Below are 13,083 nucleotides of genomic sequence, written 5' to 3'. Positions count from 1 at the left end.
TCAGGTCGAACCCGTACACCACTTCCCTGGACGCAACCCGGGCTCCATTCCGCCGACGTCCACTCCGGGAGTCGTCGTTCGGTGATCCTCGGACGCCGGCGACCCCGGCTCACTCGACAAACCCTGAAACCGACCGACTCACCAGGCTTGACACGTTCCGCGTCTCGTGGTCTACCAGGACGAGGCCGCCACCGACCGGGTTCTGCACGTGCGGCGGCGGGCTCGGCCTTGCACCGAGCCCGCCGCTCCAACTCCACCCGTTCCTGATCGCTCGCTGTGACGCTCACCCGGTTCGGCGTACGCCGTTGCCCGCGAACGTCAGGAACACCTGAGCCGGACCTGTGTCACGCCAGCGGCTAGCGCTGCAGTGTCAGTACCCCCGGCCGGTACGGCAGGAGGCCGTAGTCTCCGCCGTCGCTGTTGGGGTCGCGCCCCTGGTAGAGGAACTGCAGGTTGCAGGGGTCGATGGTCTTGGTCTGGTCGGGGTTGGTGCGAACCAGATCGCCGTGGCTGATGTCCCTGGTCCAGGTCGCGCCGCTGTTGGCACTGCCGGCGAAGGGGCTGGTCACGGTGTTGGCCTGCGGTGACGGTGTCCAGGTGCCGTTGAGGCTGGTGGCCGTGAACGCGCGGAAGTAGCGACCGTACCCGGTGTAGTTCTGGGCCTCGACCATCATGAGGTACTGGTTCTGGCCGACCTTGTAGACCTCCGGCGCCTCGAACAGGTCGAGCGACGATTCGCTCATGATCTTCGTGTACGAACCGAAGGTGCCCGGGAAGTTGCCGATGGGCATGCTGGCGCGGTAGATGCCGCCCTCGTCGTCGGCGAAGAACATGTACATGTTCGTGTCGTCGCCGATAAGGGTCACGTCGAGGGGGCCCCTCTTGCGGGTCGTGCCGTCGGGATTCACAACGTCCGGGAGGGTGGTCGTGAAGAGATCCTGCTGCGGGCCCCAGCCGTTGGGGTTGGTGGGGTCACTCGAGGTGCGGTAGGAGAAGCTGTAGGGCCAACCCCCGTTGTAGGCGAGCACCCAGAGGTTCTTCGGGGCGAAGTAGAACAGCGTCGGCGCGATGCCGTCGAAGGGGATCGTGGTCTGGGTGGCGGTGGCCATGTCGGACCAGTTCGTGAAGGGGCTGAAGGTCGCCAGTCCCCAGCGACCGTCGTTACCGGCGAGGTTGTTGTGCGACGTGGCGTAGACGACGTGCTTGCCGTTGTAGACGACGCTGGTGAAGTCCTTCAGCGCGGACCACCCCGCCTTCGGCTGCGCCAGCGGGCCGGTCGATGTCCAGCGGTACGTCGACGGAAGAGCACACGCGTTGCCCGTCCCGGCCAGGCCGGTCCACTTCTGGTTGGCGCCACCGGTGCACGACCAGAGCTGCGCCACCGTGCCGTTGGCCTTGCCCCAGCCCGCGGCTTCCAGGCACAGCCCGGACCGCACGCCGACGATCGTGCCGTCGGAGTTCACCCGCCACTGCTGGTTGTCACTGCCGGTGCACGACCAGATCTGCACCGCGGTCCCGTTCGTGGTACCGCCGCCCCGGGCATCCAGGCACTTGTTGCCGTACACGGTCAGCTGGCTGCTGTCCGTCAACGTCCACTGCTGGTTGATCCCACCGTGACAGTCCCAGATCTGCACGTTCGCGCCGTCGGCCTGGCTGAAGCCCGACACGTCGAGACACTTGCCGGAATCAACACCGCGCACTTCGCTGGTGGTGGCCGCCTGAGCCGGGCCGGCGACGAGCAGCGCCGCCAGGGCCGCAACCACGGCGGCGAACACCGCGGACGGGCGTCTGCGACTGAAAATACGACTGCGCATAAGGACCTCATTATCCTTGAGCAAGCGACTCCGGTTCAGCCCGTCAAGGGCTGTCCGGAGGCGGTGTGGTGCAACCCTCGTGTCCGATATGCCGAACAAGGGTCGAAGTGTCGAGCAATTGGATGCTAAGGATCCAGTGATCAGCGTCAATACTTCTCACAAGATTCGCGGGAAGAAACGTTCGCAGACCGAAACCGGGCGGCTTCAAGTCCCGTGGTTTGACGGGTCTTTGGTGTGAGGGGCAGGCAGCGGTGCGGGTGCGGGCTTGGTGATCATTACGGAACCCGACCAGGTCGCTCACCTGAGCCTCCGGTTCGGCTAGGTGCCCGGGCTTGGGGAACATCGGTACAGCGGTTGGCGCCGCCGGACTCCTCCCGATATCACGCTGTACGGCAGCCAGGACGGTGTCGACATCCTGCTCAGCCACCAGGAGGCACAGGCCACAGACGGCTCGGCCCCCTGTTCCCGAGTGAGGAAGGGGGCCGAGCCGTCTCCGCCGTCGTCAGGCGAGCGGCGGAAGCTGTTCGCCCGGGGCGGCCTGGAGGTCGATCCCGACGCGGAGCGTGGTGCCGATGGCGGCCATGCCGGACTGGACGACCTGGACGACCTGGACGACCTGGACGACCTGGACGTAGTTCATCGCGAAGTCCTCGCGCGGCAGTTCCACGGTGGCCCGGAACGCGGCCCGTGGGCCGCGTTCCGGGTCGGGACCGGTGCCGAGGTAGGCCAGGTCCAGGTCAACGACCCGGGCCTTGTTTGTTTCCTGACCGCCGACGCCGGCGCGGAGGCCGACGGCCCGGCGCGCACGCCACGGGTGGGTGGCGTTGCTGCCGGGCCGTCAGTCACTCACGCGGTCTCACTTCCCGTGCAAAGCCCTGCGGCGACGTCCGCGAAGCGCCAGCATGCCGCCGGCAGCGATGACCAGCAGGCCACCGAGAGCGCTGTACGTGACAGCGTTGCTCGCCCCGGTGGAAGCCAGGTCGCCGGACGTGCTGCTCGGGGTCGGCTGGCCGACGAGTGCGCCGATCTCCCCCTGCGCACGGGTGCCGGTCGTGCCGGCGGCGGAGACAACCGGCGCGGGAGCGGTCGGCGTGGGGACGGGCGACGGCTTGGCAGCGCTGGCAGTCCCCGACGCGGGCTTCAGCTGAAGAGTCGTGATCGAGTACGGCGGCAGCGTCTGTGCGACCGCCGTGCCCCGCTTCGCCGTCGTCAGGGCAGTGTCTCCCTGGGCATACGAAACGGTCGTGACCGCCCCTGCGGCCGGGGTGAATCCGGCGTACGAGAGCGACACCTGCGCCGCGTTCTGCGGGCTCTTGTTGGTCAGCATGACGTTGAGACCGCCGGTGCTGTTCCGCACCGCGTGCACAGTGACCGACGAGTTGCCCGAGGACGACTTGACCATGGTGTCGCCAGGCTTCGCCAGTGCGGTCAGCGAGCGGATGCCCCAGTAGATGGGGAAGGGCGTATCGCGCGTCGGTTCGCACTTCCCCCCGGCGCAGGTGCCGGCGGAGAGCACACCCCCGTCCTGGTAGTCGGTCTGGCCGTGGACGGTGGTGGGTGCTTGGTCCGTGCCGTTGTGCAGGTTCCACCAGTCCACGTGGGTGGCGCCTTGCTCGAACCAGGTCATGTAGGTGTCCGACGCGAACAGGGCCGCGGCCTGGCTGGTCTGGGCGGGCGAGCCGACGGCGCCGTTCTCGGTGACCGCGATCTCCACCGAAGCGGCACGCGAGCCCGCGTACTTGGCGATCAGCGAGCGCAGCGAGGACCTGACACCGGCGATCCGGGAGGGGGTGTTCAGCAGGTCGGCCGTGGTTTTGCCGCCCGGATACCAGTGGACGATGACGAAGTCGATCGAGCGTCCCGCGATGGAGAGCACCGTGTTGTTCCAGTCGGCGCTGTCACCGGGAGCCTTCTCCGCATCCGGCCAGAAGCCGGGGGTGGTGAGCACCGCTCCGATCTTCACCTTCGGGTCCACGGCCTTCATCGCCTTCGAGTAGGCGACGAGGTTCTTCCCGTACTCCTTCGGGCTCTTGTCGGCGTGGTTGTCGGTTTCCCAGCCCTTGCCGTTGCCGTAGTGCCCGTTGCCGTAGACCTCGTTACCGATCTCCCAGTACTTCACGCCGTAACCCTTGTCGACGTTGGCGTACTTGACCCAGTCGGCGGCCTCCTGGGGGGTGCCGGAACCGTAGTTCGCGGTCAGGATCGGCTGGGCGCCGACCCTCTTCGCGGTGGCCATGAAGCGGTCGAAGTTGGTGTTGGAGGGGATCCAGCCGCTGCCGTCGCCGTAGGTGTGGGTCTTCCAGTGGTAGTCGTCCGCGCCGGAGCCGCCGGGATAGCGCAGCTGCCGAACTCCCGCGGCCTTCATCAGCGATGACGGCTTGGCGTCCCCCATGTGCTCGTCGCCGTAGCCCGTGTTGAGGCCGACACCACTGCTGGGCACTGTGCCCAGGGAGGCACCGGCATTCACACTGATGTCGGCGGTCGGCGCGGCGCCCGCGCTGGGCGCCAGGGCGCCGACGCCGACCGAGGCGGCGAGCACCGCCACCGCCCCCGCGACAAAGCGCCGGCGCATCGGGCTACGGCGGGGCGTGCGACCCCAAGGCGTCGACTGCTCGGCGAATCTCGGGTCGTCTGGTGACACGTGGGGCTCCGATCGGATGTTGACACAGAGGGCGTAGCGCCGCTGACCACGGCTCGCCCTCGTCGGTACGCCCCTAAGTGGCCACTCAGCGCGGAAAGGTTGCCATCTCAATCGCTTTTTTTCGCCGCGACGCGGTCGCACCGTCTCACCGGACCCGGTGACCCCGTGACCCCGTGACCCCGTGACCCCGTGACCCCGTGACCCGGTGACCCGGTGACCCGGTGACCCGGTGACCCGCCCGGGCTCCTTTCGACCTCGACGGCGCGAAAGAGGGCGGTGAGTTCTGCCGCGTCGCGCCCCAGCCTCTTCATCTCGAACACGGTGAAGATGACCCGGCAGTGGGGGGCGTGCGTCTTGATCTCCCGGGCGGTCTTCAGCACCTCCTCGAGCTCATTGGGGATCTCGCGCGGGACGTCTCCGCCGACCCCGACGGGCCCTCGCACAAGGGAAGGCAGGGCCGGCTTGACTACCTCGAAGAGCGCGGCGCCATCGACGCGGCTATCGAGACGCTCGCGCGTGCCTGGACTCAGTACGAGGTATACCGGGCCGCTCAAACGGATTGAGAACAGGGCCGCCGGCCGGGCTGGTCCCGGAACCTCTCTGGGACCTCCGAGGGCGACCAACGACGACAGGCAACGACCACTAACGACCGGTCGACCACAGGTCAGTTGGGGTAGGCAGCCCCCTGACCAGGGCCAAAAAGCGGGCCCGCCAGACCCAGGGCAAGAAGAAGTAACGGGACGCCAGTAAGCCCCCACCCCGCGGTTTCCTCGCGGGGCGGGGGCTTTTTGGTGGGGCTGGGCCGTCTCTGGGCCAAATCGCCAGGGCATGGTGGACGACGTCGTCGACTTGATCCACCAGGCCGACCAGCCGGGCACCAGCGGCGTTCGGCCACGACTTCCTCGAATGCGGGATCGTCATCGCGTCCTGCCGGACTGCGCACGGATGTCAGGTACGGATCAGTGCACGCTTGGCCGTTACGCCGCCATGCGCCCGCGGGGGAAATCCACGAAAGGGAGGAACCCCGGCCGACGCGCGACCGGGGTTCCTCGAGGTGGTGAGTATCGGTCAGCAGGTGGAGTCGCCCACGCCGTAAACCGCTCGTCTACGCGTCGGCGGACCGCCCCACATCGCGATCACCGTGGATCAGGCGGGTCAGCGCTGCAGGGTGAGCAGGCCCGGCCGGTACGGCAGTCTCAGGTAGTTGGGTTCCTGTGTGTTGTTGGGGAGGCCCTGGTAGAGGAACTGCAGGTTGCAGGGATCGATGGTCATGGTCTGGTCGGGGTTGCTGCGGACCAGGTCACCGTGGCTGACGCCCTGGGCCCAGGTGGAACCGCTGTTGGCCTGGCCCGCGAAGGGGCTGCTCTCGCTGCCGGCCTGGACGGTCCACGGACCGTTCAGGCTGGAGGCGGTGAACGAGCGGAAGTAGCGCTGCGTCCCCTGCGCCTCAACGATCATGAGGTACTGGTTCCGCCCCTGGACCTTGTAGACCTCCGGCGCCTCGAACAGAAGGTCCCTTGCGTCGCTCATGACCGTCGTGTACGACGAGCCGAAGCTGCCCGGGAAGTTCCCGATCGGCATGCTCGCCCGGTAGATCTTGCCGTTGTCAGCGGCGAAGAACAGGTACATGTTCTGGTCGTCGGCGATCATGGTCGGGTCGATCGGCTTGTCCCTCTGGTCCCCGGGGCCCTCGGGGAGGCTGCCGGTGAACAGCGGCTGCTTGGCGGACCAGCCGTTGGGGTTGGTGGGGTCGCTGGACGTGCGGTAGTAGAGCGGCCACTGACCCCACTGGGACACCATCACCCAGACGTTCTTGGGCGCGAAGTAGAACAGTTCGGGCGCCACCGCGCCGTCGTTCATCTGGGTCTGGGTGGCCGCCCCCATGTCCGACCAGTTCGTGAAGGGACTGAACGTCGTACCGCCCCAGTTCGTTCCGTCGGAGGTGGTCGCGTAGACCAGGTTCTTGCCGTTGTACTTCACGGTGCTGAAGTCCTTCAGCGCGAGCTGCCCGTTGGCCGGCTGCGCCAGCGGGCCGGTCGAGGTCCACCGGTAGGTCGACGGAAGAGCACACGCGTTGCTCGCCCCGGACAGGCCGGTCCACTTCTGGTTGGTGCCGCCGTGGCACGACCAGAGCTGCACCCCCGTGCCGTTGGCCTTGCCCCAGCCCGCGACCTCCAGGCACAGCCCGGACCGCACGCCGACGATCGTGCCGTCGGAGTTCGCCCGCCACTGCTGGTTGTCACTGCCGTTGCACGACCAGATCTGCACCGGGGTCCCGGCCGTGGTACCGGCGCCCCGGGCATCCAGGCACTTGTTGCCGTACACGGTCAGCTGGGCGCTGTCCGTCAACGTCCACTGCTGGTTGACTCCACCGTGGCAGTCCCAGATGTGCACGTTCGCGCCGTCGGTCTGGCTGAAGCCCTCCACATCGAGACAGCGGCCGGAATCAACACCGCGCAAGTCGCTGGTGGTGGCCGCCTGGGCCGGGCCGGCGACGAGCAGCGCCGCCAACGCGGCCAGGGCCGCAACCGCGGCGGCGAGCATCGCGGACGGGCGTCTGAGACTGAAACTACGTCTGTGCATAAGGACCTCGTCATCCTTGAGCAAGCGACTCCGGTTTGCCCCGTCGGAGGCTGTCCGGCTGCCGATGTGGTGCAATTCTGCTGTCCGACATGTCGAACAAGGGTCGAAGTACCGATCGGGAGAATGCTAGAGATCCCATGAATGACGTCAATACTTCTCGCACAATCCGCGGGAAGAAACGTTCGCAGACTCAAACCAGGCGGCCTCAAGTCCCGTGGCTGTACGGGTCTTTGGCGTGAGGGGCAGGCAACGGTGCGGGCGCGGGCTTGGTGATCATTACAGACCCCGACCAGGTCGCTCACCTGAGCCTCTGGTTCGGCTCGGTGCCCGACCCGCGCTCGCGGCGCCCCGGTGGCACTCACTGACGCCGGTCCGGTCGACGTGTGCCTGCGGCGGTCGTCTGCGGTGCGCGGAGCGTCGAGAACTCGCCGAGCGGGGTGCGAGTGGCCGGGCGGGGTGCGAGTGGCCGGGCGGGCAGTCCTGCTCATCCCGCACCGCAGCGACGCGGCCGATGAGGGCGCGCTGCCCGGCGACTACCGCAAGATCCTGGCGATCGTGCGGGAGGCCGACGGCCCGGTGCAGGTCAGGGCGGTCGGCGAGCGGCTGGGTCTGAACGCCTCGGTGCGCGGCAAGCTGGAGCCGCTGCGGGCGAAGATGACCAAGCTCGCCGACCGCGACTGGCTGCACAAGCGTCCCGACGGGAAGTTCACCGCACGCTCGTAACGCCGCCGGCGGGTGCCTTAAGGACCGTAACCGGCGGGTCCCCGGCGGCAGTTGAGTTTGGTGTGAAGAAAAACAACCCTCTCGCCGGGGGCCCTGACGGCATTATTTACACCGCACGCCTGCCGCTGTCGAGTGCGACCCTGAACCGGCTCGCCAGTCGGGTACGCGGCCACCTGAAGAAGATCGGCTCGCGGTGGCGGGCCCTGCCCGCGGGGAAGATCGCCGCCATCGTGCTCGCGGTACTGCGCTGTGACCAGCGGCCGGGCGACCTGGCCGGCGGCAACGGGATACACCGCACCACCGTGACCCGGTGGGTCAGGGAGGTCGTCGGCCTGCTGGCCGCTCGCGCCCCGCGCCTAGAAGCGGGTGGTTTAGGTGCCGTCCGGGTTGAGGTAGGTGCGCTCGCGCTCCGCGCGCTGTCCGGCGACCTCCTTGCTGCGCTTGGCGTCGAAGCCCTGGGGCTCGACGGCGCCGGGCGCCGCTGTCTCAACCACCGGGCCGGGCTTGGGCGTCCGAGCGGTGCTGGGCATGCGCGTGACGCCGTCGCTCTGCTCGGCGGGCAGCTCGCCCCTTCCGGCAAGCGCGCCGTCACGCCCGCCCTTCGCGGAGGCGTCCGTCGCGTTCTCGGACGCGGTGTGACTGCGCCCGGCGGCGGAACCGCACCGCTGGTCGGGGGCCTCTCCGGAGCCGACGGGCGCGGACTGGCCTACGGCGAAGGCGACTTGCTCGGTCCCGGCCAGCACGGCCAGGACGAAGGCAACAACGAGAACAAGCGGACGTGCCGGACGCACGGAATCCCCCCACCCAAAAGATCACGAGTGGGGAACTCCTAAAGGATCTCCAAACAAATACACAAGACGTTCACATGACTCACTCAAATGAAGTGAACATGATCACACGACATTCACCGCGAACCGACCAGGCCCCGACCCGATCTCCACCACCCGAGCCCAAGCAGGCGGCGAATCCGGTATGTACTCGGCGTCGTCCTCGTCGTACGACGACGGGCTTCGGGGGAACAGGCCGACCACCGTGCGGCACGGTGGGCGGGTGCTCGGCCAGGGGGTCTGACCGTCGGTCAGGGCGACGATGACGTCGGGGCGGGGTCGGGCGCGCAGGGCTCTGGTGAAGCCCGCGCGCAGGTCCGTGCCCCCGCCGCCCAGCAGAGGGATGCCCTCGCCCCGGCACAGGGGGTAGGCGATGTCGGCCGCCGCGTCGCAGGGAACCACGGTGACCATGTCGCGTCGGCCGCCCACCGCCCGGGAGATCGCGGCGACCTCGAGGATCGCGCTGCCCAGTTCGGCGTCGCTGACCGACGCGGAGGTGTCGATGACGACACTCACCTGGGGCGGTCTGCGGCGCAGGCTCGGCAGGACCGCGCCCGGGACGCCCGCCGAGCGGCGGGACGGGCGACCGTAGGAGTAGTCCTCGCCCGCGCCCGGACCGGACGCCGCCGAGCGGACCGCCGCGCCCAGCAACTCCCGCCACGGCTGCGGCGGATGGAACGCCTCCTCGGCCCACCGCCGCCACCCCGCCGGAGCACTCCCCCGGCGGCCGGAGATGCCCTGCGCCACGCGGAAGCGGACCGCGTCCCGTTCCTGTTCGCTCAGGCCGTGCGCGCCGTCCGGGCCCAGGTCCCACTCGCGTTCCCGTCCGTCGGCGCCGCTGCCGCAGTCCAGCCAGGCCAGGTTCTGCGTGTACGGCCCGAGCCGGAACTGGCGCAGGTAGTCCTCCATGAGCTCGCCCGGCTGCAGACCGAGGAACCCCGGCGTGACCGCGCCCTCGGGCTGGACCAACCCGTCCCCGAACGCGTCGTCGTTGATCTCGCAGTCGGCGGCGATGTTCATCCGCAGCCGTTCGCCGGGGCCGCGCAACTCGCGCTCCCGGGCGACCCGCTCACTGCGCCCGTGGTGGTCGCGCAGCAGGTGCGACACCTCGTGCACCCACACCCCGGCCAGCTCCTCCACCGGCGTACGGTCCACGAACGCCGGTGAGACGTAGCACCGCCAGTGCCGGTCCACGGCCATCGTCGGCACCCACCGCGACTCCACAGGGTGGAGGGCGAACAGGGCCGTCGCCAGGTAGGGCCGGGCCCGGGCGGCGTGCAGCCGGGCGGCGAAGAGCTTGTCGAGGTCCAGGGGCCTCGGCCCGTCGGAGGCCAAGGGCATGTCGGCGACGCCCTGTGGCTCGTCGTCTCGTGGCCCGTCGGGGCTCATCGGCCCGCCTTCGCAGCCACCGCGGAGCGGGCCGCCGCACGGTCCGCCGCGTGGTCCGCCCGCCGGGACAGCGTCACCACTCCGGCGAGCTTCTCGATCGACGCCGGTACGTCCCAGTCCTCCTGGCGCAGGGAGGCGAGCGTCGTCGCGGGGACGACCACCAGATCCGGGGCGCCGGTCTCCAACGCCCGTACGAGGAGCGCCCACGCCGCGTCCCAGCGGGACCTGTCGGGGCGGGTGCGGACCGCCGCCACCACACCGTCCAGCACGGCCTGGCGCAGATCGCCCCGCTCGGGCAGGACGGCGCCCGCCGGGTCGGCGAGCAGCGTCTCGGGGTCCGGGAGGTCCATCCGGTCCAGGCTCGCCAGCAGCTCCAGCCCGGGGCCGTCACCGACCGTGCCCCTGACCAGCAGCGACAGTACGTCCCGTGACGAGCCGGCCGCCGTCGCGAAGGCGATCAGCGTCAGGGTCATCTCCCAACTGCGGGGCGACGGCCAGGCGCCGCCCCGGCGCGCCTCGCTGCTGGGCAGCTGGTGCACGAGCTTGGGCCGGGCGGCGAGCAGCCCGCACACCGCGCGCCGCGCGAACTCCACGGCCCCGGCCAGCTTCGCCGGGTCGAGCCGGGGCAGGGTCGCCCGGGGCCAGGTCCCACCGAGTCCGCGGACGACGACCTCGTGGTCGTGGGTCCACTGGAGGTGGACGAACCGGTTGGCCAGCGGCGGGCTCAGTTCCCAGCCGTCGGCGGCCGAGCCCCGCGGGTTGGCGGCGGCCACGATCCGCACCCCGGGCGGAAGGGTCAGCGCGCCGATCCGGCGCTCCAGCACCAGGCGGAGCAGGGCCGCCTGCACGGCCGGCGGCGCGGTGGACAGCTCGTCCAGGAACAACAGCCCCCGGCCGGCCCGCACCAGGCGCACCGCCCAGTCCGGCGGGGCCATCGGGACGCCCTGTTCGGCCGGATCGTCCCCGACGATGGGCAGCCCCGAGAAGTCGGACGGCTCGTGCACGCTGGCGATCACCGTGGTCAGCGGCAGGTCCAGCGCCTCCGCGAGCTGGGTCAGCGCGGCGGTCTTGCCGATCCCCGGCTCGCCCCACAGCAGCACGGGGAGGTCGGCGGCCACGGCCAGGGTGAGGGCCTCGAGTTGATCGTCGGGTCGGGGTTCGGTGGTGGAGTGCCGGAGCAGCGTCAACAGGTCTGCGGCGACGTCGAGTTGGGACGTGCGGGGGGCGGGTGCAGAGTGAGACACGAAGGGGTCGGAGGGAGTGTCGACGAGGGCGAGCGGGGTGCAAGCGGGCATGGGTGATCACCTTTGAGAGTTGAGGGTTTGGGAGTTAAGAGGTTCAGGCGTTGTTGGGGCGTTGCTGTGGGGTGGGCGAGGTTCAGCGCGCGAGGAAGGTGTGGCGGGGGCGTGACCGGTGGCTGGGGCGACGGACCGGCCCCGGCAGGACACGGCCGGGCCCGGGCCCGGCCAGTCCGGCCCGGAACAGCCCGTAGGTGATGCGCCGCCGCGCGGCCGCCAGCAGCTCGTCCCGCAGAGCGCCCTCGCGCAGGGTCGCGTCGGGGCCGAGCAGCCCCTCGACGACGGCCAGCGCACCGGCGATGTCTCCATGGACGAGACGGTCACGGACCCCGGTCAGGCAGTCCGGACGACGATGAGCATCGTCGATGGCCCGCAGACAGGGCAGCGGGGTGCCGGTCAGCGCGACCAACAACTCCTCGCGGCGGATCTCGTCCGGGTCATGGTCGAGCGCGGCCAGTACCCCGTCGACCAGCCCGATCCGATGCCGCTCCCCCCGACACTCCACGAGATGCGGCTGCCCGCCACCTCGCTCCCCGGCGGAGGCCGGGGACGGGGACAAGGACGGGGACGGGAACGGACCGATCGGCGGCGCCCGATCCGGCACGAGCGCCGAGGCGACGAGCGGATGCAGCAGACCGACGTCGATCGCGCCGGCGCGGATCAACTCCAGGTCGGGCGGGACCCAGGTCGCGGCGTCGGGAAGCACCGGCAGGTCGGTCCCGCCACCGCTGCGGGTGGACACAGCGGTGATCCGCGACGCGGACGGCTCGCCGCCGAGGCCGAGTTCGAGTCCGAGAACCAGCCGACGCCGCCCCCCGAGCCGCACAAGGACTGTTCCGTCGGGCCCGGTCGCCCCGTCGGCCCGGAGCAGGATCGCGGCCTCGTCCGCCCACCGGTCGACGGCACAGCGGCGCCCGTCAGGCACGGGAAGTTCGTGGTCGAGCAGGGTGTCGCCCGCCCCGTCCCCGCTGCGAGTCCGCAGCTCATCCGCGCGGCGCGCGTCCCAGAGATGACGGTGCAGGTCGAACCGGAACCGCCGGCTGGGACGAGGGTGCGGATGCGGATGATCACCACGGGAACCGTCCCACAACCCGAGACTGACCCGCTGCCCGGCATCCGCCCAGGCGGGCGGAGTCCGCACCACAAGGTGCACGGGCCACCGGGTGTCGTCCCGCCCGGCATCGCCGACGGCGGCGTCAACCTCGTACCGAGCGAGGGAGACCGTCACCCCCGGCCGCAGCAATCCGTCGGGAGCGACCCTTGGCATGTGCCATCGCAGCAGGTCAGGCGCCAAGTGACGGAGATCGGACCGGAGTAGGGAAACAAAGGCACGACCGTACGCCCGCGCTACGGCACGAAGGTCGAGATCAACGTCGACGCCTGCGGCGGCACACGCCCCCGCCCAGTCCCCGGCACGGCGGCGGGCGGTCGCAGTCTCGATCATGGAGGCCGGCACGGCGAACTCGCGCACGCGCAGCCAGAAGGAAAGTCGGGAATCCTCGTTCGCGATCCGAGTGAGCATCAGCACTCACCTTGCGCGGACGGGGCCCCCGATCTGTCTACAGAAGAAGTAGTCATCGCGGGGGATCATAGCCCCCGCCCTGCGATCCGCCCACCGAATATTCACCTCAGCCCGACAGTGACGGCAGCGGACACACCCGGCCGAGGCGAAGGAAGCGGCGCTCGTGCCGCCAGTGTGCCCGAGGGCAAGGGCGTTGACGTGACCAGGGCGGACGGGCCATCGAAAACCCATTCGAACTCCCGTTCGCCGTAACGTAACTTGACTCCGCTCGGGGCCGTTCGGCCCC

The 13,083-nt window shown here is 69.8% G+C and carries 9 protein-coding genes and 1 pseudogene; 2 read left to right on the top strand and 8 right to left on the bottom strand.

Annotated elements, in window-relative coordinates:
• Positions 1-356: 356 nt before the first annotated feature.
• The 3 genes and pseudogenes from OG289_RS34515 to OG289_RS34505 all read right to left on the bottom strand — a co-directional run bounded on the left by OG289_RS34515 (position 357) and on the right by OG289_RS34505 (position 4,386).
• Complete coding sequence (locus tag OG289_RS34515) at positions 357-1,814, bottom strand: non-reducing end alpha-L-arabinofuranosidase family hydrolase (RefSeq protein WP_327317957.1); 1,458 nt, start codon at positions 1,812-1,814, stop codon at positions 357-359.
• A 502-nt stretch (positions 1,815-2,316) separates the two neighbouring features.
• A pseudogene (locus tag OG289_RS34510) lies at positions 2,317-2,562 on the bottom strand (hypothetical protein); the annotation flags it as partial.
• 108 nt (positions 2,563-2,670) lie between these two features.
• Positions 2,671-4,386: an LPXTG cell wall anchor domain-containing protein gene (locus tag OG289_RS34505; RefSeq protein WP_327317956.1), complete on the bottom strand. Its 1,716-nt coding sequence runs from the start codon at positions 4,384-4,386 to the stop codon at positions 2,671-2,673.
• A gap of 407 nt (positions 4,387-4,793) precedes the next feature.
• On the opposite strand from OG289_RS34505, the gene OG289_RS49805 reads away from it, so the two are divergent.
• Positions 4,794-5,018: a YozE family protein gene (locus OG289_RS49805; RefSeq protein ID WP_442818997.1), complete on the top strand. Its 225-nt coding sequence runs from the start codon at positions 4,794-4,796 to the stop codon at positions 5,016-5,018.
• A gap of 592 nt (positions 5,019-5,610) precedes the next feature.
• Here the strand turns inward: OG289_RS49805 and OG289_RS34495 are convergent.
• The gene (locus OG289_RS34495; RefSeq protein ID WP_327317955.1) at positions 5,611-7,038 is read right to left on the bottom strand and encodes a non-reducing end alpha-L-arabinofuranosidase family hydrolase; all 1,428 of its coding nucleotides are present in this window, start codon (positions 7,036-7,038) and stop codon (positions 5,611-5,613) included.
• A 462-nt stretch (positions 7,039-7,500) separates the two neighbouring features.
• Here OG289_RS34495 and OG289_RS34490 point away from each other — a divergent pair, with 462 nt between their 5' ends.
• A complete protein-coding gene (locus tag OG289_RS34490; protein ID WP_327317954.1) occupies positions 7,501-7,761 on the top strand; it encodes a hypothetical protein in 261 nt (86 codons plus the stop codon).
• A 371-nt stretch (positions 7,762-8,132) separates the two neighbouring features.
• Here OG289_RS34490 and OG289_RS34485 read toward each other — a convergent pair whose 3' ends face one another.
• The 4 genes from OG289_RS34485 to OG289_RS34470 all read right to left on the bottom strand — a co-directional run bounded on the left by OG289_RS34485 (position 8,133) and on the right by OG289_RS34470 (position 12,797).
• Positions 8,133-8,552, bottom strand: coding sequence for a hypothetical protein (locus OG289_RS34485; RefSeq protein WP_327317953.1), 420 nt, complete (start codon positions 8,550-8,552; stop codon positions 8,133-8,135).
• 102 nt (positions 8,553-8,654) lie between these two features.
• Complete coding sequence (locus OG289_RS34480) at positions 8,655-9,929, bottom strand: vWA domain-containing protein (RefSeq protein ID WP_327320894.1); 1,275 nt, start codon at positions 9,927-9,929, stop codon at positions 8,655-8,657.
• 44 nt (positions 9,930-9,973) lie between these two features.
• The gene (locus OG289_RS34475; RefSeq protein ID WP_327317952.1) at positions 9,974-11,272 is read right to left on the bottom strand and encodes an AAA family ATPase; all 1,299 of its coding nucleotides are present in this window, start codon (positions 11,270-11,272) and stop codon (positions 9,974-9,976) included.
• 82 nt (positions 11,273-11,354) lie between these two features.
• Positions 11,355-12,797 (bottom strand): hypothetical protein, encoded by a 1,443-nt coding sequence (locus tag OG289_RS34470; protein WP_327317950.1) that lies wholly within the window; start codon positions 12,795-12,797, stop codon positions 11,355-11,357.
• Between the last annotated feature and the right edge of the window lie 286 nt (positions 12,798-13,083).

Source organism: Streptomyces sp. NBC_01235, assembly GCF_035989285.1.
Taxonomy (GTDB): Bacteria; Actinomycetota; Actinomycetes; order Streptomycetales; family Streptomycetaceae; genus Streptomyces.
The sequence above is the reverse complement of the archived record's forward strand: the minus strand, read 5'-3'. Positions and strand labels throughout refer to the sequence as shown.